This is a genomic window from Bathymodiolus azoricus thioautotrophic gill symbiont, from assembly GCF_001298715.1.
In the GTDB taxonomy this organism is placed as follows: Bacteria; Pseudomonadota; Gammaproteobacteria; order PS1; family Pseudothioglobaceae; genus Thiodubiliella.
On sequence record NZ_CDSC02000157.1, the window covers coordinates 1 to 1,770 of the forward strand.

The following is a 1,770-nucleotide window of genomic DNA, read 5'->3' on the forward strand; positions in this document are numbered from 1 at the left end:
GATAATAGGGGATGAATCACTCACTGCACTATTGTGTTTAATCAAAGGTGTCGTCTCTTGCTTAGGTTGATTAACGGCTTTTTGTGTTTTAGTTTGACTATTTTTTGTTTGCATGGTTGGTTTCCTCAATATTGATTTAAATTAGATTAACTATCATGATACCATGATACTTTCAACTGCGTTTTTAAAATAAAAAATTCAAATCTCGATAAATCTAAATCTTTAAAAACACCATGAGACCTTTACATAAAATAGAGATAGAGAAGATTGGCAAAATTCAATGTTTGCCCAATTGGGGATTTATTTAAACTTTGTCCTAGCGGGACTAAGGCTGGGTTTTCTCTTCTAAGGGTTGCCGAGTGTCACTGGAAAAATCCTCATAGTGGGTGAAAAGTGGGCTTCTGATGATTACTCCTGTTTATGCAAAGAGTCTTTCTATTTATATAAGTTTATTATTTGTTTTAGGGTGTCAATCTTAGCATTCACGATATCGTACAAATCTTGTGAATCAACCAATGTTTTTGCACGCTCATAATGCCCAATTGCCTGATTTAATTTGCCCTGTACAGTTAACGCTTTCGCACTTTGAATGTGTGAACGCCCAAAATCTCCTTGTTTTAAATATAACAAAGCCAACAATTTATAAGACTCATAATTACCTTGATTTTCCCGTAAAAAAGGCTTTAAGATTGATATACTTAAACCCAACTGCTGATTATCCAAATAAGTTTTAGCCGCATAATACACACTTGCTTCGTCTTTTTCATTACCATGGTTCTTATTAAAATACTGCTGCGCCAAAACAACATTGCCTAATTTAGCAGCGATACGCCCTGCCAAAATATTACTCGGCTTGCTATTATTAACAAGTAATAATTTATCACTATATCGTTTAGCCCTCTTATAATTCTGTTCATCAAGTGCCTGATAAGCTTGCATATAATAAGTAATCGCTTTGCTGTCTTCTATTTTAATTCTGTAATATGCTTGATAATACAATCTGGCTTTAGTCGTAGCGTATTCAAAAGAATCTTTTCTATAATTGCCCAAAGTCCGCCCTGAGTGCTGTAAGCTATCTGAGATACGGTTAATACTTAATGGGTGTGATTGCAAAAATTCTTGCGCATTAGCTTTGTCCTTTAATTTTGCAAAGAAATTAGCCATGCCTTTTGGGTCAAACCCAGAGCGCTTTAACATAGCAGTACCAATCCTATCTGCTTCCCATTCATGCTCACGGGTAAAGTTAATATTTTGTTGTAAAGTACCTGCAAGGGTAGAGGTAAAAATGGCTTCTGATGCTTTATTGTTGTCAATCAATGTTGCTACTAATATGCCTGCTAATAATAAATAGTTTTGCTTGCCTGATTTTTTAGAAAATCGTACAAGATGATTTTGAGTAACATGTGATATTTCATGAGAAAGCACACCTGCCAACTCAGACTCAAAATCTGAATTCAATAACATTCCTGTGTGTATACCGATATAACCATACGGGCCAGCAAAGGCGTTAATACTGCTGTCCTTTAAAAAGAAAAATCCAAAATTCTTGCGTGGATTTTCACTATAAGTCGTGAGTTCATAGCCAAGTTTTTGCAGGTAAGTTGTCGCCTCAATATCGGAAATAACCAAATCGGTATCCCAGATTAATTGCAAAAATTCCCTACCTTTCTTTTTTTCATCTAACGATTCTAAGAGTTGCAATTCTGGAACGCTGGTTGCCAAAGCAAAAAATGGCACTATAAGTAATGATAGAAAAATTTTCATAATAGC

The 1,770-nt window shown here is 35.0% G+C and carries 1 protein-coding gene; it reads right to left on the reverse strand.

Translation table 11 applies throughout. The features are described from left to right. Nucleotides 1-435 precede the first annotated feature (435 nt). Nucleotides 436-1,770 (reverse strand): M48 family metalloprotease (locus tag BAZSYMA_RS03190; protein ID WP_206599438.1); only part of this gene is annotated, 1,335 nt, incomplete at its 5' end.